Source organism: Streptomyces sp. NPDC030296 (assembly GCF_055572815.1).
Genome location: NZ_JBVICQ010000011.1, coordinates 185,091 through 206,892, shown reverse-complemented (window position 1 = coordinate 206,892; position 21,802 = coordinate 185,091). Strand labels below are relative to the sequence as shown.

General features: G+C 73.3%; 21 protein-coding genes. 11 read left to right on the top strand and 10 right to left on the bottom strand.

From position 1 onward, the window contains the following. Positions 1–10 precede the first annotated feature (10 nt). The 4 genes from ACZ4Z3_RS30045 to ACZ4Z3_RS30030 all read right to left on the bottom strand — a co-directional run bounded on the left by ACZ4Z3_RS30045 (position 11) and on the right by ACZ4Z3_RS30030 (position 3,441). Positions 11–1,078 carry an LLM class flavin-dependent oxidoreductase gene (locus tag ACZ4Z3_RS30045; protein ID WP_468503966.1) on the bottom strand — a complete coding sequence of 356 codons (1,068 nt, stop codon included), beginning with the start codon at positions 1,076–1,078 and terminating at the stop codon, positions 11–13. Positions 1,079–1,088: 10 nt separating this feature from the next. Then, complete coding sequence (locus ACZ4Z3_RS30040; RefSeq protein WP_468503965.1) at positions 1,089–1,553, bottom strand: nuclear transport factor 2 family protein; 465 nt, start codon at positions 1,551–1,553, stop codon at positions 1,089–1,091. Between the two features lie 61 nt (positions 1,554–1,614). Further along, positions 1,615–2,736 (bottom strand): acyl-CoA dehydrogenase family protein, encoded by a 1,122-nt coding sequence (locus ACZ4Z3_RS30035; protein WP_468503964.1) that lies wholly within the window; start codon positions 2,734–2,736, stop codon positions 1,615–1,617. A 183-nt stretch (positions 2,737–2,919) separates the two neighbouring features. Beyond that, positions 2,920–3,441: a nuclear transport factor 2 family protein gene (locus ACZ4Z3_RS30030; protein ID WP_468503963.1), complete on the bottom strand. Its 522-nt coding sequence runs from the start codon at positions 3,439–3,441 to the stop codon at positions 2,920–2,922. 162 nt (positions 3,442–3,603) lie between these two features. Between ACZ4Z3_RS30030 and ACZ4Z3_RS30025 the strand changes: the two genes are divergently transcribed. The 5 genes from ACZ4Z3_RS30025 (at position 3,604) to rfbA (ending at position 9,007) form a co-directional block, all read left to right on the top strand. After that, positions 3,604–4,761 carry a nucleotide disphospho-sugar-binding domain-containing protein gene (locus ACZ4Z3_RS30025; protein WP_468503962.1) on the top strand — a complete coding sequence of 386 codons (1,158 nt, stop codon included), beginning with the start codon at positions 3,604–3,606 and terminating at the stop codon, positions 4,759–4,761. A 111-nt stretch (positions 4,762–4,872) separates the two neighbouring features. Next, a complete protein-coding gene (locus tag ACZ4Z3_RS30020) occupies positions 4,873–5,928 on the top strand; it encodes a hypothetical protein (protein ID WP_468503961.1) in 1,056 nt (351 codons plus the stop codon). A gap of 26 nt (positions 5,929–5,954) precedes the next feature. Continuing rightward, positions 5,955–6,956 (top strand): aromatase/cyclase, encoded by a 1,002-nt coding sequence (locus tag ACZ4Z3_RS30015; protein ID WP_468503960.1) that lies wholly within the window; start codon positions 5,955–5,957, stop codon positions 6,954–6,956. Next, the gene (locus tag ACZ4Z3_RS30010; protein WP_468503959.1) at positions 6,953–7,870 is read left to right on the top strand and encodes an NADP-dependent oxidoreductase; all 918 of its coding nucleotides are present in this window, start codon (positions 6,953–6,955) and stop codon (positions 7,868–7,870) included. The genes ACZ4Z3_RS30015 and ACZ4Z3_RS30010 overlap by 4 nt, the downstream gene beginning before the upstream one ends. Positions 7,871–8,065: 195 nt before the next feature. After that, on the top strand, positions 8,066–9,007 hold the full coding sequence (gene rfbA, locus ACZ4Z3_RS30005) for a glucose-1-phosphate thymidylyltransferase RfbA (protein WP_468503958.1): 942 nt from the start codon (positions 8,066–8,068) through the stop codon (positions 9,005–9,007). A gap of 126 nt (positions 9,008–9,133) precedes the next feature. Here rfbA and ACZ4Z3_RS30000 read toward each other — a convergent pair whose 3' ends face one another. The 6 genes from ACZ4Z3_RS30000 to ACZ4Z3_RS29975 form a co-directional block, all read right to left on the bottom strand. Beyond that, the gene (locus ACZ4Z3_RS30000) at positions 9,134–10,588 is read right to left on the bottom strand and encodes an MDR family MFS transporter (RefSeq protein WP_468503957.1); all 1,455 of its coding nucleotides are present in this window, start codon (positions 10,586–10,588) and stop codon (positions 9,134–9,136) included. A 173-nt stretch (positions 10,589–10,761) separates the two neighbouring features. Continuing rightward, the gene (locus ACZ4Z3_RS29995; RefSeq protein ID WP_468503956.1) at positions 10,762–12,201 is read right to left on the bottom strand and encodes a multicopper oxidase family protein; all 1,440 of its coding nucleotides are present in this window, start codon (positions 12,199–12,201) and stop codon (positions 10,762–10,764) included. Then, entirely contained in the window at positions 12,195–13,055 is an 861-nt protein-coding gene (locus tag ACZ4Z3_RS29990; protein WP_468503955.1) for a hypothetical protein, read from the bottom strand. The genes ACZ4Z3_RS29995 and ACZ4Z3_RS29990 overlap by 7 nt, the downstream gene beginning before the upstream one ends. Continuing rightward, the gene (locus tag ACZ4Z3_RS29985) at positions 13,052–13,912 is read right to left on the bottom strand and encodes an oxidoreductase (protein ID WP_468503954.1); all 861 of its coding nucleotides are present in this window, start codon (positions 13,910–13,912) and stop codon (positions 13,052–13,054) included. Before ACZ4Z3_RS29985 ends, ACZ4Z3_RS29990 begins: the two co-directional genes overlap by 4 nt. Beyond that, positions 13,909–14,859, bottom strand: a complete 951-nt coding sequence (locus ACZ4Z3_RS29980) for an aromatase/cyclase (protein ID WP_468503953.1) — start codon at positions 14,857–14,859, stop codon at positions 13,909–13,911. Before ACZ4Z3_RS29980 ends, ACZ4Z3_RS29985 begins: the two co-directional genes overlap by 4 nt. A 25-nt stretch (positions 14,860–14,884) precedes the next feature. Further along, positions 14,885–15,670, bottom strand: coding sequence for a 3-oxoacyl-ACP reductase (locus ACZ4Z3_RS29975; protein WP_055521574.1), 786 nt, complete (start codon positions 15,668–15,670; stop codon positions 14,885–14,887). Between the two features lie 185 nt (positions 15,671–15,855). Here ACZ4Z3_RS29975 and ACZ4Z3_RS29970 point away from each other — a divergent pair, with 185 nt between their 5' ends. From ACZ4Z3_RS29970 to ACZ4Z3_RS29945, 6 genes are all read left to right on the top strand, one after another. Further along, on the top strand, positions 15,856–17,013 hold the full coding sequence (locus tag ACZ4Z3_RS29970; RefSeq protein ID WP_468503952.1) for a DegT/DnrJ/EryC1/StrS family aminotransferase: 1,158 nt from the start codon (positions 15,856–15,858) through the stop codon (positions 17,011–17,013). After that, entirely contained in the window at positions 17,010–17,999 is a 990-nt protein-coding gene (rfbB, locus tag ACZ4Z3_RS29965) for a dTDP-glucose 4,6-dehydratase (RefSeq protein WP_468503951.1), read from the top strand. Before ACZ4Z3_RS29970 ends, rfbB begins: the two co-directional genes overlap by 4 nt. Continuing rightward, positions 17,996–18,784 (top strand): thioesterase II family protein, encoded by a 789-nt coding sequence (locus ACZ4Z3_RS29960; RefSeq protein WP_468503950.1) that lies wholly within the window; start codon positions 17,996–17,998, stop codon positions 18,782–18,784. The genes rfbB and ACZ4Z3_RS29960 overlap by 4 nt, the downstream gene beginning before the upstream one ends. An 11-nt stretch (positions 18,785–18,795) precedes the next feature. Next, positions 18,796–20,067, top strand: a complete 1,272-nt coding sequence (locus ACZ4Z3_RS29955; protein ID WP_468504043.1) for a beta-ketoacyl-[acyl-carrier-protein] synthase family protein — start codon at positions 18,796–18,798, stop codon at positions 20,065–20,067. Continuing rightward, positions 20,064–21,326 (top strand): ketosynthase chain-length factor, encoded by a 1,263-nt coding sequence (locus ACZ4Z3_RS29950; protein ID WP_468503949.1) that lies wholly within the window; start codon positions 20,064–20,066, stop codon positions 21,324–21,326. The genes ACZ4Z3_RS29955 and ACZ4Z3_RS29950 overlap by 4 nt, the downstream gene beginning before the upstream one ends. A 75-nt stretch (positions 21,327–21,401) precedes the next feature. Further along, positions 21,402–21,665 (top strand): acyl carrier protein, encoded by a 264-nt coding sequence (locus ACZ4Z3_RS29945; RefSeq protein ID WP_055521569.1) that lies wholly within the window; start codon positions 21,402–21,404, stop codon positions 21,663–21,665. Positions 21,666–21,802: the final 137 nt, after the last annotated feature.

Below are 21,802 nucleotides of genomic sequence, written 5' to 3'. Positions count from 1 at the left end.
GGGCCGGTGGTCACCGGGCGGCGGACAGCTTCGGGATGACCTGCTCGGCCATCAACCGCATGGTCGTGGCGGCGTCCTCGAAGGACAGATGGCCGGAGTGGACGCCGAGGCTGATGGTGATGTCGTCGCCGAACCACTCGGCGATCTGCTCCAGTTGGGCGCGGACCTGGTCCGGGGCGCCGATGAGGAGCTTGTTCTGCGCCAGCTTCCCCTCGAAGTGCGAGGTCCTCGTGGCCTCGACGAGCTTCTCGTAGCCGGGGTAGGCGGAGCTGCGCGTGGTCTCCCAGGAGGCGACGGCGGCGCGGATCGCCGCGGAGTTGCGGTCGTCGTCGTGACGGCCCTTCGTCCGGGCCGTGTCGCCGTCCTCGGACACCACGCACGGATAGCTGAAGTGGATCTGCTCGGTGCCCGGGGCGCGGCCGGATGCGGCCCACTCCTCGCGGTAGACGGCGAGCCGGCTCTGGAGCTCCTCGGTGGACATCACGTTGGGCACGGTCTGGAGGTGGTGCCCGGCGCGGCCCGCCTCGGCGCACGACTCGGCGCTGCGGGCGGTGGTGACGAACACCGGCGGGTGCGGGTCCTGCACGGGCCGGGGCAGCAGGGTGACCGGGCCGAAGCGGTGGAAGCGGCCCTCGAAGACCACGTCCTCCTCGGCCCACAGCCGCTTGATCGCCTCGACGCCCTCGGTGAAGCGGTCCTTGGACTCGTCGATGGGGATGCCGAACGCCGTGAACTCGTCGGGCAGGAAGGCCCGTCCGAACGCGGCGTCGACCCGGCCGCCCGACATGGCGTCGAGCATGGCCAGCTTGCCCGCCAGCTTCACCGGGTGCTGGAAGGCGGGGATGGTGGCGCTGGTGCCCAGCCGCACCCGCTTCGTGCGGCCCGCGGCGGCGGCCAGGAACGTCACCGGGTCGGGGCTGTAGCCGCCGTACGCGAAGAAGTAGTGCTCGACCATCTTCACGTGGTCGAAGCCCAGTTCCTCGGCGAGGTCCACCAGGCGCAGCGCCTCGTCGAAGTACTGCGGGGCGGGCTTGTCGGCCGGGCCGACGGTGGGGAAGAAGACGATGCCGAACTTCATCGTGTGCTCCTCAGTCCCGGGCCGAGCCGTCGTGGGTCAGATCGCGCTGCCGCACCTGCCAGGCGCCGTTCACCCGGACGAGGTGGTCGTGGCAGACGACGCTGGCGAAGATCTCCAGCTGCCCGCCGCGCGGGGTGCGCATGGCGAGGGCGTACGCGCGGGTGCGCACCGAACCGTCGTCCTGGGGGCGGACGTCGAGCATGCCCAGCCAGTGCCGGAAGTCGATCTTGTCGGCGTCGAGCCGCTCCTGGCGCGCCCGGGACGAGGCACGGATCACCTCGCGGCCGCGCAGCGGCTCGGCCAGCCGGCTGGCCTCGGCGAACACCGCGTCGGTGGTGAAGGTGTCGGCCCAGTCGTCGGGCCTGCCGTCGTCCAGCAGGCCCATCTGGCGGGCGTAGAACTGCTGGATCTCCGCGTACAGGTCGGCCGGGGCGAACGACGCCGTCGCCCGGTCCGGGGTGTTGGGGTGGCTCATGCCAGCTGCCTTCCGTAGGTCGTGTGACAGGTCGGTACGAGGACGGGGGCGGCGCCGGGGGTCAGCCGGCGGCGGGCTCCAGCAGCCGCGCGCCGTACGCCCCGCCCGCGGTGTCGAAGCGCAGGGCGACATGGCTGGCCAGGCAGTGCACGTCGCGCCAGATCCGCTGGAGGGGGTGGGCGGCGAGCTGGCCGGTGCTGCCGACGGTGCGGAACAGCTGCCCGACGACGTCGACGAGCTGGTCCACGGCGTGCGCGCAGTCGGCGGGGTTGCGCACCTGCTCCAACGGGGTCGCCGCGGGGGCGTCGGCGACGCGGGCCGCGCGCTCCAGCAGCAGATGGGCCGCGTCGATCGTGACGGCGGCGCGGGCGAGGGCGATCCGGGGGCCGGGGTTGCGTTCGTCGGTGTCCATCGCCGTGTGCTCGGACCACACGCGCAGGGCGCCGCGGGCCGCGCCGAGCGCGGGGGCGGCGAACAGCAGGCCGCTGACCAGCCGCAGCGGAACGGTGTGGCAGCGGGCGGTGGAGGCGACGGCGCGCCCGGCGAGCATGGTGTCCCGGGCGAAGCCGCGGTGCCGGGGGACGAAGACGTTGTCGACGGTGAGGGTGTGGCTGCCGGTGCCGCGCATACCGATCGCCGACCAGGTGTCGACGATCTGGTAGTCGGCGCGGGGCAGCGCGAAGAACCAGGGCACGTGCCGGTCGTCCTGCGGCACGAGCGCGCACACCAGCGCCCAGTCGGAGAAGCCGACGGCACTGGTGAACTCCCACTCGCCGGTCACCCGCCAGCCGTCCGCGACCTCCGTGACCGCGCCCCTCGGCATGAGCGCCCCGACGACCACGGTGTCGGGGCCCCGTCCCCACAGTTCCCGCTGGCCCCGCTCGGGCAGATAGGCGCCCATGCGGGCGGCGCCCGCGGTGACCGACGCGCACCAGGCGGCCGAGGTGCAGCCCTCCGCCAGCGCGGCGACCGCGTCCAGCAGTTCCCGGGCGCCGCCCTCGGCGCCGCCGAAGCGGGCGGGCACGAAGTGCCGTGCGAAACCGGCGCGGACGATGCCGTCCGTCACCGCCGGTGCCAGTTCCCGGTCGGTGTCCGCGTCGGCGGCGTACCGGCCCGCGGTCGCGGCGAGGTCACCGGCGCGCTCCGGCAGACCGGTTCGGCTGGTTGTCGACTGGCTCGGCATAGAACCCACTTCCTCACCCGGTGATCTGCTGGAACCCGTGCGGCCCGTGGCGCGGGCTGGGCGGTCCACGGTGGCCGCCGGGGATCGGGGGCCCGTCCAGGGCGTCTCGAGGCGCACTCGACGGGCGGGCGGCGGGGGCGGCGGCACGGCCGGGCGCGGAGGCCGCGGGCGCCGCCGGGTGCCTCAGTCGCCGGAGCGGCCGTCGGGCACGAGGCGACGGTGGCGGACCAGCCAGCCGGAGCCGTCGGGGGCGGGGACCAGGTCGTCGTGGCACAGCAGGGAGCCACGGATGGCCAGGGCGCCGCCGCGGGGCGTGGCCATGGCGAGGGCGTAGTACCGGGTGCGCAGCGAGCCGTCCTCGCGGGGCCGGACGTCGAGCATGCCGAACCAGTGGCGGAAGTCCCAGCCCTGGGCGGCGATATGGGCGACCCCGGCGGTCACCGAGGCGCGGATGGCCTCACGGCCGACGTCGGGGGTGTCCCCGGCCAACTCGATGACCGCGTCCTCGGTGAACGTCTCCGCCCACGCGCCCGGGTCGGCGCCCGCACCCTCGATGAGGTGCATCTGCCGGGCGTAGAACTGCTGGACCCCGGCGTAGAGGGAGGCCGACACGGGTTCCCCGGCGGGGGGCGCGGGGAGATCCGGGCGCACGAGCGGGTCGGGGGCCGTACGGGGGGCCGGGGTCGTGCTGGTGTCCGGCGTCACGAGAGGGTCCCTGGGCATCGGTGGGGGCCTTTCGTCGGGCGGTGGCGTGTGTGGCGGTGAGTGTCGGCGCCGTCTCTCGAGCACGGGTTGAGCCGCCCCCGGCACGGTCACGGCAGCGGAGTCCACCGCAGACCCGATGTCCACGGAAACGAGGTAACCGCCATGCGCGTGCTGTTCAACGTCTCCCCCGGCCTCGACCACCTGTATCCGGCACTGGGCCTGGCCTGGGCGTTCCGTACGGCGGGCCACGACGTGGCCGTGGCGACCGCGGGCGTCTCCGTCGACGCCGCGGCCCGGGCGGGCCTGACCGTGCGGGACGTCGCCCCGGACGCCGACTTCAGCACGGTGTTCCCGAAGAAGGGCACGCCCGAGGAGCGCGTGCGGATGATGCGGGAGCGCGGCGCGGAGATCACCAGGTCGGAGCGGACGCCGGAGATCATCCTGGAGAAGTTCGGCCTGATCAACGACATGATGGCCGACGGAACGCTGGAGTTCGCCCGCTGCTGGCGCCCCGACCTGATCGTGTACTCGCGGCTTCAGGGCACCGCGCTGCTCGCCGCCCGCGACCTCGGCGTCCCGGCGGTGGAGAACGGCTTCAGCTTCCTGCGCGAGGGCGACCTGCCGTCCCGGATGCTCCCCCACCTCGCTCCGACGTTCGAGCGCCTCGGTGTGCCGGTGGAGCTGCCGTTCGTGCAGCCCGTGTACTTCGCGCCGCAGAAGCTGATGCGCGGCGAGGGCGAGGGCTGGTCGATGCGGTCGATGCCGTTCCAGGGCGGCGGTGTGCTGCCCGACTGGCTGGCGGCGCCGAAGGAGCGGGCGCGGATCGTGGTGACGCTCGGCACCGTCGTGCCGGGCGTGGCCGGTTCGGGCAGCCTGCGCAGTGTGCTGGACGCCTCGGCGGGCCTGGACGTCGAGTTGATCCTCGCGCTCGGCGACAACGTCGACCTGGCGCCGCTGGGCACCCTCCCGGAGAACGTCCGGCCGGTCGGCTGGACCCCGCTCAGCGCGCTGATGCCGACCCTCGACGGTGTCGTCCACCACGGCGGCTGCGGCACCATGCTCGCCGCCGCGCAGGCCGGCGTGCCCCAACTGGCCATGCCGTACGGGGCCGACAACTGGATCAACGCCTCGATCATCGAGAGCGAGGGCATCGGCTTCGACCGGCAGCCGGAGCAGGTCGACGGGTCCGTGCTGCGCGCCCTGGTCGAGGACGGGCCGGTTCGCAAGAACGCCGCCGCGCTGGCCGAGGAACTGGCCGTGGAGCCCGGTCCGGACCACATGGTGACCCGTCTCGTCGAGCTGGCGGGCAAGCCGCTCTGAACCCCGACGTCCGGCCGCGGGCCTCGACCGCGCCACGACCCGGAGTCGACCGGCGGTGGAGCGGGCGCCCAGAGCATCGGCCGTATCTGCAAGAGGAAGGCAGGCAAGCACGTGAGAACCCAACTGTCGCCCATGGCCGCGCGCGGCCTCGGTGTCGCCCTGGGCACCGCCGCCCTGACGGCCGCGACCGCGTTCCCGGCGGGAGCGAGGACGACCGTCACCGACCTGGGCACGCTGCCCGGCGGCACGACCAGCCTGGCGTACGCCGTGAACGACGCCGGGATCGTCGTCGGCTCCTCGGCGAACGCCGACGGTGTCACCCGCCCGGTCCGCTGGAGCGCCGACGGAGTGGTATCCGACCTGGGGACGCTGCCGGGCGACGTGTCCGGCACGGCGTACAACATCAACCGCGCGGGTGTGGTCGTGGGGCGCTCGGTCGGCGCCGACAAGGCCGAGCACGCGGTGCGCTGGACCCCCGACGGCCGCACCGCGCAGCTGGCGGGGCTGCCCGGCTCGACCCGGAGCAGGGCCTACGGCGTGAACACGCGCGGGGTCGCCGTGGGCTTCTCGGCCACGCCGGAGCTGGTGTACAAGGCGCAGCGCTGGGACGTGGACGGCAAGGCCACGCATCTGCCGCCGCTGCCGGGCGACGTGTCCAGCGCCGCCGCGAAGATCAACGACAGCGGGGCGGCCGTCGGCTTCTCCGGCACCTCCGACGGCAAGCAGCACGCGGTGCGCTGGAACGCCGACGGCACCGCGGTGTCCCTCGGCGGCGTCCTGCCCGGTGACGACTCCAGCCAGGCCAGCTGGATCAACAACCGCGGGACCATGGTGGGCAACTCCTACAAGGCGGGCAAGGGGTACGACGGCCCCTTCCACGCGGTCAAGTGGTCGCGCTCGGGCACGGCGGTCCCGCTGAGCCCGCTGCCCGGTGACACGGGCTCGGCGGTGTACGGCATCAACGACGCCGGTGTCGCGGTCGGGTTCTCGTACACGCCGGGCGGCGTGTTCCACGCGGTGCGCTGGTCGCCCGGCGGCCAGGTCACCGACATCGGCGCGGTCGTGTCGGGGTCGAGCGAGGCGTATCTGCTGAACAACGAGGGCGTCACCGTCGGCTATCTGACCACCGATCAGGGCGTGGTCCGCGCGGCCCGCTGGAGCGGCTGAGCGGCCCCCGACGCGAGGAGGAGCACATGGCATCGCCACAAGCGGTGAGCGAACGGCACGAGGTCACGGTGCGGGCGGCGGCCGGCGACGTCTACCGGCTGCTGGCGGATCTCGACGCCTGGCCGCGGATCTTCCCGCCCTTCGTGCACCTGGAGCGGCTCGGCTCCGTGGACGGGTACGAGCGGGTCGGCATGTGGGCGCTGTCCGGGGCGGGTGAGCCGGCCGGCGACCGCGTCGAGCACTGGGTGGCGCTGCGCCGTACCGACGAGGACGCGCTGCGCGTCGAGTTCCGGCCGGAGCGCGTGGAGCCGCCGCTGGAGTCGCTGTGCCGCACCTGGTCCGTGGAGGCGGCCGGGGACGACCGCTGCGTGGTACGGCTGGAGCACGACTACCGGCTGAGGGACGACGACCCGCGGGCCGCGGAGGCGGTGCGGCGCACCACCGAGGAGATCGCCCACAGCGAGCTGGCCGCGGTGCAGACGGCCGCCGAGATCATCTGCCGCTTCCCCGAGCTGCTGATGACGGTCGAGGACGCGGTGGAGATCGACGGAACGCCCGAGGAGGTCTACGACCTGCTCTTCGACGCGGCCGGGTGGCCCTCGGTGATGGCGCACGTCGTCCGGGCCGATGTGCGCGCGAGCGGGCCCGGAGCGCACGTCCTGGAGATGGAGACCCTGGAGCGGCACGGCGGCCGGTTCACCACGCGCACCGCCCGCGTGGGGCTGCCGCACCACGGGATCGCGTACAAGCAGCTGCTGCTGCCGCCGCTGGGCAGTTCGCACCAGGTGCGCTGGCGGATCGGGGCCGGCCCGGACGGTTCGACGACGGTGACGTCGGTGCAGACCGTGGTGATCAGGGAGTCCGGCATTGCGGCCGTCCTCGGGGAGGGCACCGGGCTGGAGACGGCGCGTCAGTTCGTGCGGGCCGAGCTGAGTTCCAAGGTGCGGCTGATTCTGGACGCCGTGAAGGAGCGCGTCGAGTACAAACGGCAGCACGGTCAAGGCGAGCGCAGTGGAAAGGACGCATGATGCGAGCGGCGACGTTGTCCTCGTTCGGGCCCCCCGAGGTGCTGGAAGAGACGACGCTGAAGGAACCGCAGGCCGGGCCCGGTGAGGTCCGGGTGCGGGTGAGGGCGGCCGGGGTGCTGCCGTTCGACGTGCGGGTGCGCGGCGGGTGGACCCCGCCGTTCATCAAGCGCGAGTTCCCGATGGTCCTCGGCAACGAGTTCGCCGGGATCGTCGACCAGGCGGGCGAGGGCGTGACGTCGTTCGCGCCCGGCGACGAGGTGCTCGGCTACAGCGTGCTCGGCGCCTACGCGGAGTACCTGACGGTGCCCGCCGACCAGATCGTCCGCAAGCCGGCGGACATGCCGTGGGAGATCGCCGCCGGTTTCCCGGGCAACGGGCAGGGCGCGCACATGGCCCTGTCGACCGTCGGCGTGGAGCCGGGTGACACGGTGCTCATCAACGCGGCCGCGGGCGGTTTCGGCACGTTCGCCGTGCAGCTGGCCCTGGCCTGGGGCGCGGGCACGGTCATCGGCACGGCCAGCGAACGCAACCACGACCATCTGCGGGCCCTGGGCGCCGTGCCGGTCACCTACGGCGAGGGGCTGGAGGAGCGGGTGCGGGCCATCGCGCCCGACGGTGTGGACGCGGCCGTCGACGCGGCCGGCCCCGAGGCGCTGCGGGCATCGGTGGCGGTGGCGAAGAACCGCGACCGGGTGGTCACGATGATCGCCACGGAGGAGGCCGAGCGCCTGGGCCTGCGGGACGTGGCCGGTGCCCGGTCGGCGGAGCGGCTCGCGGAACTGGTGGACCTGTACACGCGGGGCAAGGTGACGATCCATCTGCGGGCCACCCACCCGCTGGCCCACGCCGCCGAGGCGCACCGGGACGTGGAGAGCGGGCACGGCCGGGGCAAGGTCGTGCTGACCGTCGACTGAGCGCAGGTAGGACCGGGCCGCCACAGGCACCGGTCCCCTGAGGGGGCGGGCCCTGCCGGGGCTCGCCCCTTCCGGCGTCGAGGCCCCGCGGCCTTCGAGGTGCCCACGACCGGGGCTTCGAACGGGTGGGCGCACGCTCGTCAGGACGACGGCACGAGCCGACGACGACAAGCCGACTACAGAGGTGAGCAGGACGTGAAGGGAATCATCCTCGCCGGCGGGAACGGCACCCGGCTCCACCCCATCACCCTCGGGGTCTCCAAGCAGCTGCTCCCGGTCTACGACAAGCCCATGGTCTACTACCCGCTCTCGGTGCTGATGCTGGCCGGCATCCGGGACATCCTCGTCATCTCCGCGCCGAAGGACCTGCCGCAGTTCCGCCGGGTCCTCGGCGACGGCAGCCGGCTCGGCCTGCGCCTGTCGTACGCCGAGCAGCCCGAACCGCGCGGCCTGGCCGAGGCGTTCGTCATCGGGGCGGACCACATCGGCGACGGCCCGGTCGCACTGGTCCTCGGTGACAACGTCTTCCACGGCCCCGGCTTCTCCCAGGTGCTGCGCAGCCATCTCCCGCACCGCGAGGGCGCGTTGCTGTTCGGCTACCCGGTGCGCGACCCGGAGCGGTACGGCGTGGGCGAGGCCGACGCGGAGGGCCGTCTGCTGTCGGTCGAGGAGAAGCCGAAGCGCCCGAGGTCCAACCGGGCCATCACGGGCCTGTACTTCTACGACAACGACGTGGTCCGCATCGCCCGGAACCTGAAACCGTCGGCGCGCGGCGAGTTGGAGATCACGGACGTCAACAAGGAGTACCTGGCTCGCGGTCAGGCGCGTCTGGTGGACCTGGGGCGCGGCTTCGCGTGGCTGGACACCGGCACGCACGACTCGCTGCTCGACGCCTCCCTGTACGTGCAGACCCTGGAGCGGCGCCAGGGCCTCAGGATCGCGTGCGTGGAGGAGGTGGCGCTGCGGATGGGGTTCATCGACGCGGACCAGTGCCACCGGCTGGGCGAGGAGCTGGGCAAGTCCGGGTACGGGGAGTACGTGATGGCGGTCGCCCGGGCCGCGCGGGCCGACGGCACGGCGGTGGGCGCCCCGGCGGGCATCACGGCGGACCCGCGGGGCATCCGGCGGGTGGCGTGACGGGAGCACGGGAGAGGGACCGCCAGGTCGTCCACGGGACGACCGGGCGGTCCCTTCATGGGTGCGTGCGGCCGTGGGTCCCGCGCCGGCGCGGACGCGTAGGTGCCGTCGGCCGCCACGGTGACGTCAGTGGTGTCCTGACTCCGCCGGCTGCCCCTCCTCCTGCTCCACGCCGGTCTCCGGCTCCCTCGGCTTGCGCGGCATGAGGAGCGCCGGCAGCAGCATCAGCGCGACCAGGCCGAGCACCCACCAGAACGTGTCGCCGTACGCCGCCGCGTCCCCCGCCCCCGCCTCGCCGGGCGCGGCGGTGAGGCCGACGGACAGCAGCAGGGCGACGACGGCCGTGCCGAAGGACGCGCCGACCCGCTGCCCGACCGCGATCAGTACGGTGCCCCGCGCGATGCGGTCGGCGGGCACGTCACGGTAGGCCGTGGTGATGACCGCGACGCCGATGACACCGAGGCCGAGGCCCCGCACGCACAGGGACAGGCCGAGCAGCAGGTCTCCCGGGTGCTCGGCGAGCTGGGTGAAGGCGACGGTGCCGAGTGCGGCGACCACGGTGCTGCCGAGGATGAGGGTGCGCGGGTCGTACCGGTCGGTGAGCGCGCCGGCCAGCGAGATGCCGATCAGCATGCCGAGGCCCTGCGGGGCGAGCAGCCAGCCCGTGGTGGAGCTGTCGTGGCCGAGCACCCGCGTGTAGTACAGCGGCAGCACGAAGAGGGTGCCGTAGATGGCCACGCCGTGCAGCAGGATCAGCGCCGAGGACGTGGAGAACACGCGGGAGCGGAACAGCCGTACGTCGAGCAGCGGGTCCGCGGACCGCGCGGAGTGCACACAGAACCCGGCGACCAGGGCGAGGCCGGCCAGCAGCACACCGAGGGTGAACGGGTCGGTCAGCTGGGACACGTCCCGGACCCGGGAGAAGCCGTAGACGAGGGCGACCATGCCGGGCGGCAGGAGCAGCATGCCGACGCGGTCGACACGGGTGCCGCGTCGCTCGCCCGAGGAGGGCAGCACCTTCCAGGCGAGGGCGAGGGCGATCAGGATGACGGGCACGTTGACGAAGAAGATCCACCGCCAGCCCGCCGCGTCGATGATCAGACCGCCGGCCACCGGGCCCATGATGGGCGCCAGTTGCCCGGGGATGCCGACCAGGCTCATCACCCGGCCGAAGCGCTTCGGCCCGGCCGCCTCCGCGAGGATCGCCTGCACCATCGGCAGCACCATGCCGCCGCCGATGCCCTTGACCACGCGGAAGGCGATCAGGCTCTCCACGGACCAGGCGAGTCCGCAGAGCACCGAGCCGGCCAGGAACACCACGAGGGCGAACATCCACATCCGCTTGTCGCCGAAGCGGTCCACGGCCCAGCCGACGAGCGGGGTGACCAGGGCCAGGGTCAGCAGATAGGAGGTGTTGACCCAGGACAGCGCGGTCTCGGAGGCCTCCAGTTCCTCACCGATGTCGTTCAGGGCGACACTGACGATGGTCGAGTCCAGGAGGGACGCGATGGCACCGATGAGGAGGGTGCCCGCGAGGACGAGGAGCTTGCGGTCCAACCGTTCGGGGGGCGAAGTCTGCATGAGGGCAACCTAGGAGCCCCTGATCCCGCCCCCCTCGAATCCCGCTCGAGATCCGGCCACCTCCCGGACCGTCCCACGGGGGCCACCCGGCAGGTCCGGACCGGTACGGCAGCGCTGCCGGACCGTCGGGGCGGACGGTCCGGCAGCGCAGCCTCATGTCGGGCGGCCGTCGTTCAGGCCGGGTTGATGTCGATGCGTCCCATCTGGCCGCCGGAGGAGTGGCCGAGCTGGTGGCAGTGGTAGAGGTACTGGCCGGTGTAGGGGCCCCAGGTCATGGCGATCTTCACGGTCTCCCCGGGGCCGAGGCACACGGTGTCCTTGAGCCCCGAGTCCTGGACGCCGGCCGGCTTGCCATTGCGTTCGAGGACCCGGAAGTACGTCAGGTGCGTGTGGAAGCTGTGGTACAGGTGGAAGTCCGGCGGCGCGGGCAGCGGCGCCTCCACGTTGCGGATCGTCCAGATCTCGCTGCTGCCGACGGTGGTCGCCACGTCGACCCGGTCCGGGTCGTAGCTGACGCCGTTGATGGTCATCGCGGGGAACGTGCGCAGCTCGAAGTCCCGTTCCACCGTGCCCCGCGGCACCGGCGGCAGCGTGGAGAGGCGGGTCGGCACCTCGCTGTTGTCGGTGCTCCTGCGGTCAATGTCGAAGCGGAGCACCTCGGGGCGCTCGGTGGGCAGGGCGCCGGTGTTCTCCAGCACCACCGACTGGCCCACGGCGTAGCGGGAGAAGTCCACGACGACCTCGACGCGCTCACCGCCCAGCATCAGCAACTCGTCGCGCTGCACCGGGCGTTCCAGCAGGCCGCCGTCCGAGGCGATCTGCGTGAACGGCGTGCCGTCGGCGAGCCGCAGCCTGATGTACCGGTTGGCGCAGGCGTTGTAGAGCCGCAGCCGGTACTTGCGGGCCGCCACCTTGAAGTACGGCCGCTCCTTGCCGTTGACCAGCATGTGCGGGCAGTCGGAGGGGCGGGTGTAGCGCAGGGTGCCGTCGGTCTCCACGCGGGCGTCCCGGATGACCAGCGGCACGTCGTAGGCGCCGCGGGGCAGCGGCAGCCTCTTCTCCTCGGCGTCGCTGATCAGGTAGAGCCCGTGCAGGCCCTTGTAGACGTTCTCGGCCTCCAGGTGGTGGGCGTGGTCGTGGTACCAGAGGGAGGCCGCCCGCTGCTTGTTCGGGTAGTGGTACGTCCGGTTGCCGCCGGGCGCGATGACGTCCATCGGGAGGCCGTCGTGCTCGGAGTGGACCTCGCCGCCGTGCAGGTGGACGGCGGCGTTCACGGTCAGGTCGTTGTACTGGCGCACTTCCACCGCGCGCCCGTGGCACGCCTTGATGGTGGGACCGGGGAACGTGCCGTCGAAGGTGCGGACCCGGGAGGTCAGCCCCTTGACGATCTCGACGTCGGCCTCCCGCATCCGCATCTCGTAGACGTCGGTGGTGGCGCTGCGGGTGAGGGGGGCGAGGGTCTTCGGCAGCGGCAGGGCGTGCGCGAAGGGCACCGCCTCCGCGAGGTCGCCGGCCGCAGCGGCGGATCCGCTGCCGCTCAGCCCCTCCCAGGGGAACAGCGCGGCGGCGCCGCCCACGACGGCGGCCTTGAGCAGATGGCGTCGGTTCAGCATGATCGGGTTCTCTTCTCCACAAGTCTCGGCGGACGGTCCGCGCGGTGCCGTGCGCTCGACGGCACCCCGACGGCGACGGCGAGCAGCAGACCGGCCGGGGCGCAGATGCGCAGCGCGGTCAGGGCGTGGTCGCCCGCCGCGGCCCACGACTCGGCGGGCGCGCCGGGGGTCAGGGCGACCGCGAGCGCGGTCACGGGCACGGCGACGGCCGCGCTCACCGCGCCGCCCACGACGGCGAAGGTCCACGCGCCGCCGCCCAGGTGCCGCACGGTGTGCGCGGCGAGGGCGAACAGGGGCAGCAGCAGGTACAGGGCGGCCGTGGCGAGCGCGAGGTACAGCACGGGCCCGCTCCCGTCCCCGCCTGCGTGCGCGGTGTGCCCGGCGGCTGCCGGCCCGCCGCCGTGCCACCAGGCGTGGTCGCCGGGCTGCGGGGCGGGCGGACGCGTCCGCTCGTACGCGACCCAGGCGACGGCGGCGGCCTGCGCGAAGGCGCAGACGCCCAGCGCGAGCGGACGCAGCGACAGGACCGCGCGCCAGGCGACCCGCCGGGCACGCAGGACGACTCCGCGAAGGAACCGCCCCGGCCCACCGGACCGCGCCGCCGCGCCCGAGGCGGCACCGGACAGAACCGCCGCCCCCGAGGCACCCGCCGAGCCCGGCCATGACCCCGCAGGCAGGCTGCCCGGCGCACCCGAGGAGACGGCCCGCGCCCCGGCCGGCGGAACACCCGGCGCGCCCGGAGAGGCGGACCGCGTTCCCGCGCCGGGGCCGACCGGTCTGCCGGGGGAGGCCGGTCGTGGGTCGGCGGCCGGGCCCGGGGCCCGCTCCGTCGTCGGGCGCGCGGTCGGGGTCACGGCCGGGCGTCCGTTCCGTCGTGATCCGTCGTGCGGGCCAGCGCGTCCCACTCCTCCCACTCCGCGAGGCGTTCGCGCAGCACGCGGGGGGCGAGGTCGGCGGCGCTGTTGCCGAGCAGGATCCTGAGCGGCGGCCGCTCCGCGTCGAGCAGCTTCAGCAGGGCCTGGCCCGCCTTGCGCGGGTCGCCGGGCTGGAGGTGGGCGTACGCCCCGGACAGCCCGTGCCGCCGCCCCGCGAGCACCTCGTCGTACTCGGGCATGGGCGTGGCGCGGACCATGCTGCCGGCGCTCCACTCGGTGCGGAACTCGCCGGGCTCGACGATCGTGACGCGGATGCCGAAGCCCGCGACCTCCAGCGCCAGGGTCTCGCTCATGGCCTCCAGGGCCCACTTGCCGGCGCAGTACATACCGAGGTTCGGGTAGGTCGTGAGGCCGGCGATGCTGGACATCTGGAGGATGTGGCCGGCCCCCTGACGGCGCATCACCGGCAGCACCGCCTGGGTGACCCACAGCGCGCCGAAGAAGTTGACGTCGAACTGGTCCCGGACCTGCCGTTCGCCGACCTCCTCGACGCCCCCGGCGAGGCCGTAGCCCGCGTTGTTGAGCAGGACGTCGATCCGGCCCGCCCGCTCGGCGGCCTCGGCGACGGTGGCGAGGACGGCGGCGCGGTCGGTGACGTCGAGGGCGAGCGGGACGACGCGGTCGCCGTACCGCTCGACCAGGTCGTCGAGGGTCTCGGGCTTGCGGGCGGTGGCGACGACTCTGTCACCCGCCTCCAGTACGACCTCGGTGATGGCCCGGCCGAGGCCCCGGGAGGCGCCGGTGACCAGCCAGGTGCGCGGGGTGTGCCCGTTCATCGCGCGGCCGCCCTGCGCTTCTCGGCGTACTCCTTGGCGTGGCCCAGCGTGGCGCGGCTGTTGGAGCCGAGGGCGCCGCGGATGAACTCGCGGGCCTCGGGCACCCCGGCGTCCGGGCCGAGGATCTTGGTGATGTTGTCGGCGTTGAGGACGACGGTGTGCTGGGAGGTGGCGGTGGTGACGCCGTCCTCGTCCTCGTCGAGCTGCCAGTAGCCGGTGTGCAGGGTCATCAGCGCGGGCAGGGTGGTCTGCTTGTAGGCGATGCGGTGGTGCGGGAAGCAGACGCGGATCGACTCGGTGGTGTGCCGGGAGCCGTCCTTGGTGAGGGTGTCCATGCGCAGCACCTGCAGACCGGGGGTGTCCTCGCGCAGGGAGACCTCGGCGACGTGCGGGAGGCGCTCGCGCCAGCGGTCGGCCTCGTTGATGAAGTCGAAGACGTCCTTCGCGGAGCCTTCGATACGGACGCTGTCCTCGAAGGAGAGGGTCAGTCCGACGGCCCGCACGGCGAGTTCGGCGTTGGTCTTGAGGGAGGCCAGCTCGGCGCGGCTGTTGCGGTCCACGGCCGCGTCGATCCAGGCGAGCCGCTCGGGGTCGTCGTCGATCGCGGAGTAGTCGTGCAGGAGCCGCACGCGGGACTCGGCGTCGCCGAGCGGTTCGATGATCCAGGTGCCGCCCATCGCGGCCACCGGCGGGGCGGGGACCTCCTGGCGGAACTCGATGCGCAGCTCCTCGGGGTGCAGGACGCGGCGCGACGTCCAGTTCTTCGGCTCGCCGTTGGCGGTGGCCCAGATCCGGATGCGCTCCTCGCGCTCGCCCTTCTCGACGTGGTCGACGTAGACGGACGGCGGGAAGATCCGGGGCCAGTTCTCCACCTCGGCGATCAGCCGGTACAGCTCGGCGGCCGGGGCGGCGACGGTGATCTCGTGCTCGACCTCACGGGTCGTCATGTCCTTGTCCCTTTCGTCGGGCTGGTCAGAAGTTGCCGAGGCCGCCGCAGACGTTCAGGGCCTGCGAGGTGATGGAGGCGGCGGTGTCGGAGGCCAGGTAGCCGACGAGACCGGCGACCTCCTCGGGGGTGGAGTAGCGGCCGAGCGGGATCTTGGCCTGGAACTTCTCCAGGATCTTGTCCTCGGTGGTGTCGTACGCGTCGGCGTAGCCCTGCCGCACGCGCTGCGCCATGGGCGTCTCGACATAGCCGGGGCACACGGCGTTGACGGTGATGCCGGTCGGGGCGAGCTCGTTGCCGAGGGCCTTGGTGAAGCCGACGACACCGTGCTTGGACGCCGAGTAGGGGGCGCCGAGCACCACGCCCTGTTTGCCGGCGGTGGAGGCGATGTTGATGATCCGGCCGCGGTCCTTGTGGCGCATGCCGCCGGTGGTGAGGACCTCGCGGGTCATCCGGAAGACGCTGTTGAGGTTGGTGTCGATGACGTCGTCCCACAGCTCGTCGGTGAGGTCGGCGGTCACCCCGCCCCCGCTGCGGCCGGCGTTGTTCACCAGCACGTCGACGGTGCCGAAGCGGTCCACCGCGGCCCGCACGAACGCCTTGACGTCGTCGGCGGAGCGCACGTCGCAGGCGACGCCGTCCACCTCCAGGCCCTCCTCGCCGAGTTCCTTGACCGTGTCGCGCACGGCGTCCTCGCCGCGCGCGCAGAGGAACACCCGGTGGCCCTGCTGCGCCAGCAGCCGGGTCACCGCGAGGCCGATACCGCTGGTCGCACCCGTGACGACGGCGACCCGTCGCTCCTGTTCCGACATGAGCTCTCCTGGATAGTCCGGTCCTGGCGGCAGGAGGTTCGCGTCCGGTGCTGGAGCGGCGCTCGAACACCTCTCGGGACCGTCGGCGGCGGCCCGTCCGCCATCGCGCCGACCATCACGGCTCGATCCCGTGTCGAGCGGATCCGGCCAGAGTCGGCCCCGACACGAGGACCTGAGAGGCGGCTATGATCAATCTCTTCCAGCCCCAGGTGGGCGCTGAGGAACTGAACGCGATCGCCGATGTGTTCGAGGACAGGTGGCTCGGGCACGGCCCCCGCACCAAGGCCTTCGAGGCGGCCTTCGCCGCGCACCTCGGGGTGGACGCCGAGCACGTCGTCTTCCTCAACTCCGGTACGGCCGGACTGTTCCTGGCGCTGGAGTCGCTCGACCTGGAGCGGGGCGACGAGGTGGTGCTGCCCTCGCTCAGCTTCGTCGCCGCGGCCAACGCGATCCTGACCACCGGGGCGACACCGGTGTTCTGCGATGTCGACGCCCGCACCCTCAACCCCACCGCCGAGGACGTCGAACGCGCCCTGACCGACCGCACGCGCGCGGTGGTCGTGCTGCACTACGGCGGCTACCCGGGCGAGGTCGCGCGGATCGCGGAGCTGTGCCGGGAGCGGGGCGTCACCCTGGTCGAGGACGCCGCCTGCTCGGTGGCCTCCCGGGTGGACGGCCGGGCCGTGGGCACCTTCGGCGACCTCGCCATGTGGAGCTTCGACGCCATGAAGGTCCTCATCACCGGCGACGGCGGCATGATCTACGCCAAGGACGCCGAACGGGCCGCCCGGGTGCGGCGCCTGGCCTACCACGGGCTGGTCCAGCCCAGCGGCTTCGGCTACGCCAAGGTGTCGGCCCGCTGGTGGGAGCTCGACGTCCCCGAGCCGGGCCGGCGGGTCATCGGCAACGACATGACCGCGGCCATCGGCGCCGTGCAGCTGCGCCGGCTGCCCGAGCTGGTCGGCCGCCGCCGGGACATCGTCGCCCTGTACGACCGTGAACTCGCCGACGCAGACGGGCTGTTGCTGCCGCCACCGCTGCCGGAGGGCCACGAGTCGACGTACTACTTCTACTGGGTGCAGATGGACCCGCGGATCCGGGACGCCGTGGCGGGCGACCTGCTGGCCGCCGACATCTACACCACCTTCCGCTACGCGCCGCTGCACAAGGTGCCGGCGTACGCGCACGGCGCGCCCGAGCCCGGCCTGCCGGGCTCCGACTGGGCGGCCGACCGCACCCTGTGCCTGCCGCTGCACCCGGGCCTGTCCGACGCCGACGTGCTCACCGTGGTCGCGGCGCTGCGCAAGTCCGTCGCCGAGCGCACCGCGGAGGTGACGGCATGAGGATCCTCGTCACCGGCGGCGCCGGCTTCATCGGCTCCCACTACGTGCGCACCCTCCTGGCCGGCGGCTACGAAGGCTTCGAGGACGCCCGCGTCACCGTCCTCGACAAGCTGTCCTACGCAGGGAACACCGCCAACCTGCCGATGGACCACCCCCGGCTGGACTTCGTGCGCGGCGACATCCTCAACTCCGAGCTGCTGGACCATCTGCTGCCGGGGCACGACGCGGTGGTGCACTTCGCCGCCGAGTCGCACGTCGACCGGTCGGTGGCCGGCGCCGCCGCCTTCGTCACCACCAATGTCCTCGGCACCCAGAGCCTGCTGGACGCCTGTCTGCGGCTCGGCGTCGGACCGGTGGTGCAGGTGTCCACCGACGAGGTGTACGGCTCCATCGACAGCGGCGCGTGGACCGAGGAGGAGCCGCTGCTTCCCAACTCGCCGTACTCGGCGTCGAAGGCCGCCGCCGACCTGCTGGCCCGCTCCTACCACCGCACCCACGGCCTCGACGTCCGCGTCACCCGCTGCACCAACAACTACGGCACCCACCAGCACGTCGAGAAGCTCATCCCGAACTTCGTGACCCGGCTGCTGCGCGGCATGACCGTCCCCCTCTACGGCGACGGCTCCAACGTCCGCGAGTGGCTGCACGTCGACGACCACTGCCGGGCGGTCCAGCTGGTCCTCACCGGCGGACGGGCCGGGGAGATCTACAACATCGGCGGCGCCACCGCGCTGACCAACCGGGAGATGACCGAGCGGCTGCTCGACCTGTGCGGCGCGGACTTCTCCTCCGTCGAGTACGTCGAGGACCGCAAGGGCCACGACCTGCGGTACGCCATCGACGACCGCAAGATCCGCGCCGAACTCGGCTACGCGCCCCGCCGCACGCTCGAGGAGGGGCTGCGCGAGGTCGTCGCCTGGTACCGGGACCACCCGGACTGGTGGAAGCCGCAGGCCGACGCCGCGTCCCAGGGGGGTGCGGCATGAGGCTGTACTGCTTCCCGCACGCCGGCGCCGGCACCTCCGCGTTCGCCCGCTGGCCCGAACAGCTCGGCCCGAAGGTGGAGGCCGTGCCGGTGCTGCTGCCCGGCCGGGACGCCCGCCGCCGCGAGACCCGCGTCACCGGCCGCCGCGCCCTCTTCGCCGACCTGCTGCGCCATCACAAGCCCGTGCCCAGCTCCCCCTACGTCCTGTACGGGCACAGCCTCGGCGGCATGATCGCCTACTCGGTGGCCCGCGCCCTGGAGCAGGCCGGACGCCCGGCCCCCGCGCTGGTGGTGGTGGGCGCCTGCCCGCCGCCGGACGCCCGGGTGCGGCTCGTCCAGGCGGCCGACCTGCCGGACTGCCAGCTGATGGAGACGCTGCGGGAGGCGGGCGCCGTACCGCCCGACACCCCGCGTGGCGGGGTGTGGCAGCGCTCGGCCCTGAAGGTGATCCGCGACGACCTGCGGCTCGCCCAGTCCCTGCGGGACGCCGCCGACGGCCCGCTGTCGGTGCCGCTGCTCGCCGTCTCCGGCGACCTCGACCCGCTCGCCGGGCGGGAGGTGATGGCCGGCTGGCGGGACTGGACCACCGGCCCGTTCGTCGAGCGCACCCTCCCCGGCGACCACTTCTTCCTGCGCGGGCCGGCGCTGCCGCGGCTGCTGGACCGGGCGTGCCGGGTCGTGCAGCGCCGGGCCGGGACGCCGGAGTCCGCCGGGGCCGCCCGTACCCACCCGACCGCCTGGACCGCACCTCAGCAGGAGGACTCTCCCGTGAAGGACGACAAATGAACCGACGACAGATGAACCGCCGTGTCGTCATCACCGGTATCGGGGTGGTCGCCCCGGGCGGCGTGGGCACCAAGGAGTTCTGGTCGCTGCTGACCGCCGGACGGACCGCGACCCGGGGCATCACCCTGTTCGACGCCTCCTCGTTCCGGTCCCGGATCGCCGCCGAGGCCGACTTCGACCCGCTGCTGCACGGCTTCACCCCCGAGGAGGCCGAACGCCTTGACCGCGCGGCCCAGTTCGCCCTCGTCAGCGCCGACGAGGCACTGCGCGACAGCGGCCTCACCCCCGACAGCCTCGACCCGCTGCGCACGGGGGTGACGCTGGGCAGCGCCGTCGGCTGCACGATGGGCCTGGACCGCGAGTACAACACCGTCAGCCGGGGCGGCTCCACCTGGCAGGTGGACCACACCCTCGCCGTACCGCACCTGTTCGACTACTTCGTGCCCAGCTCCATGGCGGCCGAGGTCGCCTGGCGGACCGGCGCGCAGGGCCCCGTCTCCATGGTCTCCACGGGCTGCACCTCGGGCCTGGACTCCATCGGGCACGCCGTCGAGCTGATCCGCGAGGGCAGCGCCGACGTGATGGTCGCCGGCGCCACGGAGGCGCCGATCTCCCCCATCACGGTGGCCTGCTTCGACGCCATCAAGGCCACCTCCCCCCGCAACGACGAACCCGAGACGGCCTCCCGCCCGTTCGACGCCTCCCGCAACGGCTTCGTGCTCGGCGAGGGGTCGGCGGTGCTGATCCTGGAGGAGTTCGAGGCCGCCCGCCGGCGCGGCGCACACGTCTACGCCGAGATCGCGGGCTTCGCCACCCGCTGCAACGCGTACCACATGACCGGCCTGACCAAGGACGGCACCGAGATGGCCGAGGCGATCCGGGTGGCCCTCGACGAGGCCCGCCTCGACCCCACGGCCGTCGACTACATCAACGCGCACGGCTCCGGCACCAAGCAGAACGACCGCCACGAGACGGCGGCGTTCAAGCGCAGCCTCGGCAGCCACGCCTACGAGGTGCCGGTCAGCTCCATCAAGTCGATGGTCGGGCACTCCCTGGGCGCCATCGGCTCCCTGGAGGTCGCCGCCAGCGCGCTGGCGATCGAGCACAACACCGTGCCGCCCACCGCCAACCTGCACACCCCCGACCCCGCCTGCGACCTGGACTACACCCCGCTGACCGCCCGCGAGCAGCGCACCGACACGGTGCTCAGCGTGGGCAGCGGCTTCGGCGGCTTCCAGAGCGCGATGATCCTGACCCGCCCGCGCACGGGAGAGGCAGCATGACCACCCAGACCCTCGACCGCTCCGCCGCCGCCACGGACGGCCCCTCCCCGGGCACGCCCCTGGTCACCGGCCTCGGTGTGACCGCGCCCAACGGCCTGGGCACCGAGGCCTGGTGGGCCGCGACCCTGCGCGGCGAGAGCGGCATCCGGCCCGTCACCCGCTTCGACGCCGGCCAGTACCCGGCGAGGCTCGCCGGTGAGGTGCCCGGCTTCGACCCGGCGGAGCACGTCTCCAGTCGGCTGCTCCCGCAGACCGACCACATGACGCGGCTGGCGCTCGCCGCCGCCGCGGAGGCCCTCTCCGACGCCGGTATCGACGCCTCGGAGCTGCCCGACTTCTCCGCGGGGGTCGTCACCGCCGCCTCGGCGGGCGGCTTCGAGTTCGGCCAGCGGGAGCTTCAGGCCCTGTGGAGCAAGGGCGGCCACCACGTCAGCGCCTACCAGTCGTTCGCCTGGTTCTACGCCGTCAACACCGGCCAGATCTCCATCCGGCACGGGCTGCGCGGACCCAGCGGGGTGCTGGTCACCGAGCAGGCCGGCGGCCTCGACGCCGTCGCGCAGGCCCGCAGGCAGCTGCGCAAGGGCGTTCCGGTGCTGCTCACCGGCGGCGTGGACTCCTCGCTCTGCCCGTGGGGGTGGGCGGCGCACCTGGCGGGCGGCGAGCTGAGCACCGTCGAGGACGCGGCCCGCGCGTATCTGCCGTTCTCCGCCGACGCGTGCGGTCATGTCGCCGGTGAGGGCGGCGCGTTGCTGGTGCTGGAGGACGCGGCGGCGGCCCGTGCGCGCGGCGTGCGCGGGTACGGCACGGTCGCCGGGTACGCGGCGACCTTCGACCCACCGCGCGGCAAGGGCGCCCCGCGGCTGGACGCGGCAGCCGAACTGGCCCTGGCCGACGCGGGCCTGGCCGCCGACGACGTGGACGTGGTGTTCGCGGACGCGGCGGGCCGCCGGGACGCCGACCGGGCCGAGGCGGACGCGCTCGCCACGATGTTCGGCCCTCGGGGTGTGCCGGTCACCGCCCCGAAGACCATGACGGGGCGGCTGGCGGCTGGCGGTGCCTCGCTGGACCTGGCGGCGGCGCTGCTGGCGCTGCGGGACCAGGTGATCCCGCCGACCGTCAACGTGTCCGAGCCCGCCGCCGACTGCCCCGTGGACCTCGTCACCGGCGAGGCCCGCCCCGCCGCCCTGCGCACCGCGCTGGTGCTGGCGCGCGGCCGGGGCGGCTTCAACGCGGCGATGGTGGTGCGCGCCGCCGACTGACCGTCCCCCTCACACCCCACTCCCCCGTTGTCCTTCGCAAGCCCCTGGAACCGCAAGCGATTGAGAGGAATCCCCATGCCCGCACTGACCATCACCGAGCTGACCGACCTGCTGCGCGAGTGCGCCGGTGAGGCCGAGGCGGTGAACCTCGACGGCGATGTGCTGGACGTCCCGTTCGAGGTCCTCGGCTACGACTCGCTGGCCGTGCTGCAGACCACGGGCCGCATCGAGCGCGACTACGACGTGACCCTCGACGAGGACGCCGTCACGGACGCCGAGACGCCCCGCCAGTACCTGGAGCTGGTCAACGAGGCCATCTCCGTCAAGGCCGCCGCCTGATCCACGGGCGCCCCCCAGGTAGCCGTTCCTCCGTCCTTTCCCTTCCGCACCCCTTTTCGGGCCCGTGTCCCGGCCGAGCGCCGGGCACGGGCCCGACGTGCGTTTTCCCCGCAAACCAGCAGAACCCTTGAACTATC

Bases quoted from the DNA above. Each gene is read 5' to 3' on its own strand.
- ACZ4Z3_RS29985 (WP_468503954.1), bottom strand. From the start codon at position 13,912: ATGAACGGGCACACCCCGCGCACCTGGCTGGTCACCGGCGCCTCCCGG.
- ACZ4Z3_RS29960 (WP_468503950.1), top strand. From the start codon at position 17,996: ATGAGGCTGTACTGCTTCCCGCACGCCGGCGCCGGCACCTCCGCGTTC.
- rfbB (WP_468503951.1), top strand. From the start codon at position 17,010: ATGAGGATCCTCGTCACCGGCGGCGCCGGCTTCATCGGCTCCCACTAC.
- ACZ4Z3_RS29995 (WP_468503956.1), bottom strand. From the start codon at position 12,201: ATGCTGAACCGACGCCATCTGCTCAAGGCCGCCGTCGTGGGCGGCGCC.
- ACZ4Z3_RS30035 (WP_468503964.1), bottom strand. From the start codon at position 2,736: ATGCCGAGCCAGTCGACAACCAGCCGAACCGGTCTGCCGGAGCGCGCC.
- ACZ4Z3_RS29955 (WP_468504043.1), top strand. From the start codon at position 18,796: ATGAACCGCCGTGTCGTCATCACCGGTATCGGGGTGGTCGCCCCGGGC.
- ACZ4Z3_RS30015 (WP_468503960.1), top strand. From the start codon at position 5,955: ATGGCATCGCCACAAGCGGTGAGCGAACGGCACGAGGTCACGGTGCGG.
- ACZ4Z3_RS29945 (WP_055521569.1), top strand. From the start codon at position 21,402: ATGCCCGCACTGACCATCACCGAGCTGACCGACCTGCTGCGCGAGTGC.
- ACZ4Z3_RS30010 (WP_468503959.1), top strand. From the start codon at position 6,953: ATGATGCGAGCGGCGACGTTGTCCTCGTTCGGGCCCCCCGAGGTGCTG.
- ACZ4Z3_RS30040 (WP_468503965.1), bottom strand. From the start codon at position 1,553: ATGAGCCACCCCAACACCCCGGACCGGGCGACGGCGTCGTTCGCCCCG.
- ACZ4Z3_RS29950 (WP_468503949.1), top strand. From the start codon at position 20,064: ATGACCACCCAGACCCTCGACCGCTCCGCCGCCGCCACGGACGGCCCC.
- ACZ4Z3_RS30000 (WP_468503957.1), bottom strand. From the start codon at position 10,588: ATGCAGACTTCGCCCCCCGAACGGTTGGACCGCAAGCTCCTCGTCCTC.
- ACZ4Z3_RS30025 (WP_468503962.1), top strand. From the start codon at position 3,604: ATGCGCGTGCTGTTCAACGTCTCCCCCGGCCTCGACCACCTGTATCCG.
- ACZ4Z3_RS29970 (WP_468503952.1), top strand. From the start codon at position 15,856: ATGATCAATCTCTTCCAGCCCCAGGTGGGCGCTGAGGAACTGAACGCG.
- ACZ4Z3_RS30045 (WP_468503966.1), bottom strand. From the start codon at position 1,078: ATGAAGTTCGGCATCGTCTTCTTCCCCACCGTCGGCCCGGCCGACAAG.
- ACZ4Z3_RS29975 (WP_055521574.1), bottom strand. From the start codon at position 15,670: ATGTCGGAACAGGAGCGACGGGTCGCCGTCGTCACGGGTGCGACCAGC.
- ACZ4Z3_RS29980 (WP_468503953.1), bottom strand. From the start codon at position 14,859: ATGACGACCCGTGAGGTCGAGCACGAGATCACCGTCGCCGCCCCGGCC.